At 51.5% G+C, this 4,805-nt stretch carries 1 protein-coding gene; it reads right to left on the minus strand.

Going from position 1 to position 4,805, the window contains the following annotated elements; translation table 11 throughout:
* A partial coding sequence (locus tag ACESQ2_RS28285; RefSeq protein WP_373171593.1) for an Ig-like domain-containing protein occupies nucleotides 1–4,130 on the minus strand: 4,130 nt, incomplete at its 3' end.
* Between the last annotated feature and the right edge of the window lie 675 nt (nucleotides 4,131–4,805).

A 4,805-nucleotide genomic window follows, 5' to 3' on the forward strand; every position in this document is an offset into this window, starting at 1 on the left:
GAGTCGGAGTCGCTGTCGGAATCCGAATCACTGTCACTATCCGAATCACTGTCGGAGTCCGAATCGCTGTCAGAGTCAGAGTCGCTGTCCGAGTCGGAGTCACTGTCAGAGTCCGAGTCGCTGTCTGAATCCGAATCACTGTCGGAATCCGAGTCGCTGTCTGAATCCGAGTCGCTGTCAGAGTCGGAATCACTATCAGAATCCGAGTCACTGTCAGAATCCGAGTCGCTGTCGGAGTCAGAATCGCTGTCGGAGTCAGCATCGCTGTCGGAATCGGAGTCGCTGTCTGAATCCGAATCACTGTCACTATCCGAATCACTGTCGGAGTCGGAATCGCTGTCGGAGTCGGAATCGCTGTCCGAGTCCGAATCACTGTCAGAGTCGGAATCGCTGTCCGAGTCAGAATCGCTGTCAGAATCCGAGTCACTGTCGGAATCCGAATCGCTGTCAGAGTCTGAGTCACTGTCGGAATCCGAATCGCTGTCAGAGTCTGAGTCACTGTCGGAGTCCGAATCACTGTCGGAATCGGAGTCGCTGTCAGAGTCAGCATCGCTGTCCGAGTCGGAGTCACTGTCGGAGTCCGAATCGCTGTCCGAATCCGAGTCACTATCCGAGTCCGAGTCGCTGTCAGAGTCGGAATCGCTGTCTGAATCCGAATCACTGTCACTATCCGAATCACTGTCGGAGTCCGAATCGCTGTCCGAATCCGAGTCACTATCCGAGTCCGAGTCGCTGTCAGAATCGGAATCGCTGTCGGAGTCCGAGTCGCTGTCAGAATCCGAGTCGCTGTCAGAATCCGAGTCGCTGTCGGAATCCGAATCGCTGTCAGAGTCAGCATCGCTGTCAGAATCCGAGTCGCTATCGGAGTCCGAATCACTGTCAGAGTCGGAGTCGCTGTCAGAGTCGGAATCGCTGTCGGAATCCGAGTCGCTGTCGGAGTCCGAGTCGCTGTCGGAATCCGAATCGCTGTCAGAGTCAGAATCGCTGTCGGAATCCGAGTCGCTGTCGGAGTCCGAATCACTGTCAGAGTCGGAGTCGCTGTCAGAGTCAGCATCGCTGTCTGAATCGGCATCGCTGTCGGAATCGGCATCGCTGTCAGAGTCGGAGTCGCTGTCCGAATCAGAATCGCTGTCGGAATCGGAGTCACTGTCAGAATCCGAATCGCTGTCGGAATCGGCATCGCTGTCAGAGTCCGAATCGCTGTCAGAATCCGAGTCGCTGTCAGAGTCCGAATCGCTGTCCGAATCCGAATCACTGTCAGAGTCGGAATCGCTGTCGGAGTCGCTGTCAGAGTCCGAGTCGCTGTCGGAGTCCGAATCACTGTCAGAGTCCGAGTCGCTGTCAGAGTCGGAATCGCTGTCGGAATCGGAGTCACTGTCAGAATCGGAATCGCTGTCAGAATCCGAGTCGCTGTCAGAATCCGAGTCGCTGTCAGAGTCGGAATCGCTGTCAGAGTCGGAGTCACTGTCAGAATCGGAATCGCTGTCGGAATCAGAGTCGCTGTCAGAGTCAGAGTCAGAGTCAGAGTCGCTGTCGGAGTCCGAATCACTGTCGGAGTCAGCATCGCTGTCGGAATCGGAGTCGCTGTCTGAATCCGAATCACTGTCACTATCCGAATCACTGTCGGAGTCGGAATCGCTGTCCGAGTCAGAATCGCTGTCAGAATCCGAGTCACTGTCGGAATCCGAATCGCTGTCAGAGTCTGAGTCACTGTCGGAGTCAGAATCGCTGTCTGAATCCGAGTCACTGTCGGAGTCAGAATCGCTGTCGGAATCCGAATCACTGTCAGAATCCGAGTCGCTGTCGGAGTCAGAATCACTGTCAGAGTCCGAGTCGCTGTCAGAGTCCGAATCGCTGTCCGAATCCGAATCACTGTCAGAGTCGGAGTCCGAATCGCTGTCAGAGTCAGAGTCGCTGTCGGAATCGGAGTCGCTGTCAGAGTCAGCATCGCTGTCCGAGTCGGAATCACTGTCGGAGTCCGAATCGCTGTCTGAATCGGCATCGCTGTCGGAATCGGAGTCGCTGTCAGAGTCCGAATCGCTGTCTGAATCGGAGTCACTGTCAGAATCCGAGTCACTGTCAGAATCCGAATCGCTGTCAGAGTCAGAATCGCTGTCAGAGTCGGAGTCGCTGTCAGAATCCGAGTCACTGTCGGAGTCCGAGTCACTATCGGAGTCCGAATCACTGTCGGAGTCCGAGTCAGAATCGCTGTCCGAGTCAGAATCGCTGTCGGAATCCGAGTCGCTGTCGGAGTCGGAATCGCTATCTGAATCCGAGTCGCTGTCAGAGTCGGAGTCGCTGTCGGAATCCGAGTCGCTGTCAGAGTCCGAGTCGCTGTCAGAGTCCGAATCGCTGTCGGAATCCGAGTCGCTGTCAGAGTCCGAATCGCTGTCTGAATCCGAGTCACTGTCGGAGTCGGAGTCCGAATCGCTGTCGGAGTCAGAATCGCTGTCAGAATCTGAGTCGCTGTCGGAATCCGAGTCGGAGTCACTGTCAGAGTCGGAGTCACTGTCTGAATCCGAGTCGCTGTCGGAGTCGGTGTCATCGCTAAGATCGACAGTTAATATAAATATCGGGGATCGTTCGCTGACGTTGCCGGCCAGATCGGTCACCGTGGTGCTCAGGCTATGGGATCCTTCAGCCAGGGCGTCAGGAGTAAAGCTCCAGCGTCCGTCCTCGTCCGCAATCGCGGTGCCCAGTACGGTATCACCGTCATAAATTGTGATCGTGGCGCCCGCTTCTGCCGTACCGCTCAAGGTTGGTGTATCATCATCCGTCACGCTACCGCTGTTCAGTGTACCCGTGTCTTCTCCTGCATTATCAGTTACCTGCAGATCGCTAACCGGGTTCACTATAGTGTCTACCGTCAGTTCAAACGCCGGCGAACGTTCGCTGACGTTCCCGGCTTTGTCCGTTACCGTAGTGCTCAGGCTGTGGGCGCCTTCCTCCAGACTAGCTGGCGTGAAGCTCCAGCGTCCATCCTCGCCGGCAACCACTGTGCCCAGCACGGTGTCGCCGTCATAGATCGTCACCGTGGATCCCGCTTCCGCCGTGCCGTTCAGGGTGGGCGTCGCATCGTTAGTCAGATCCCCGCTCTGCAGCTGGCCGGTGTGCTCTGCAACATTGTCGGTTACCTGCGGAATGCTGGCTGCCGGCGCAGTGGTATCGATGGTCAGTTCAAACGCCGGCGAACGCTCGCTGACGTTGCCGGCTTTGTCCGTCACCGTCGCGCTCAGGCTATGGGAACCCTCGCTCAGCTCCGGTAACGTGAAGCTCCAGTTGCCATTTTCATCCGCGACGACAGAACCCAGTTTGGTATCGCCGTCATAAATCGTTATCGTTGCCCCAGCCTCTGCTGTCCCTTTAATCTCCGGGGTCGTATCGTCAGTGACATCACCAGAATGCAGCACACCGGTGATGGGGCCCACATTGTCAATGACCGCTATGTTCTGTGCCGCGGTAGGTAGCTCGGTATCAGTATCGGAGTCACTGTCAGCATCAGAATCACTATCCGCGTCGCTGTCAGCATCCGAATCACTATCTGAATCTGAATCCGAGTCGGAATCACTGTCAGAATCGGAATCACTATCTGAATCAGAATCACTGTCTGAATCAGAGTCGCTATCGCTGTCAGCATCCGTATCACTGTCGGAGTCTGAATCACTGTCAGCATCAGAATCGCTTTCAGAAACCGAAGAGTGGTGGTCTTTGTTTGAGGTGCCGGCGAACATTGCCGCAATACCCAGCAAAGCCGCGCCAGCCATAACCCAACCGGCAATACTTTGTCCCGCGCCACCGGTCGCGATGACTTCTGAAAGATCGCTAATCAGCGAATAGTGTGCCCCATCGGTACCCGCACCTTCTAGCCACCATAGCGCGCCGGTCTCATCATCCATAAGAACCAAATCACTGTGCTGTCCATGCTCATCCACAACGAAAAAGTTTTTAATTGTAACGGTGTCACCGTTTTGGAGTTTTAGAACAAGATCATTACCTTGTCGGGTATATGAACGAATATCCTCACGCTTAACGTGCAGGAGGACCACTGACTGCGTATTGAGATTAACTTGATTGCCATCGACGGTGTATTCAGCACCAGTTTCTTTCACTGTCACATTTATATTTTTCATCAGGTTGCACCCTTGAGATGAAGACGCAGTCAGAGGTATGAGATAATTCTTAATTATGCATCTTATTAGATATACCACTTAACGGAGTCCCGCAAGGTGAAAGAAAAATAATCCAATTACATTCTGCAATAAATTAAATTACTTAAATTACAACAACTTAAAATAATAAACTTACATTTTGAGATGTTAATATAGACCATAAGAAAAATGATTGCTCACGGTTATTACAATGAAGATAAAATCATGGATAATACATTTCTTATATCACCAAACCTCCATTTTAACGCTACGCCAAAAATATCTGTGATATTAGTCATATAAATGACATGAGAAAAAACAATTATTTTTTTAAACTTTAAAATATTTTATAAGGATTCCCCATATATTTTCTATGGTTTATTTATAAGAAATAAATTATCCTCGCAAGGAAATTTTAAGTAATAAGGGAGATAAAACCTGGACGATGCCTGTTAAATCCACAAAGACAATGGGTTTTATTTTAAAATAAAGAAACGTTTCGATGTAGTTTTAATTAAAATATTGACCATTAATAACTTAATCAATATTGATAATAAAAAACCCCGCCAGGCGCTGAGGAATCCCCAGTAATGGGCGGGTGAAAAAAGACAGGCATAGAGTTTTGTGATCTACTGATTGTGCTATCAATTCAATGAG

This window comes from Klebsiella sp. Q11 (genome assembly GCF_964241505.1).
In the GTDB taxonomy this organism is placed as follows: domain Bacteria; phylum Pseudomonadota; class Gammaproteobacteria; order Enterobacterales; family Enterobacteriaceae; genus Klebsiella; species Klebsiella michiganensis.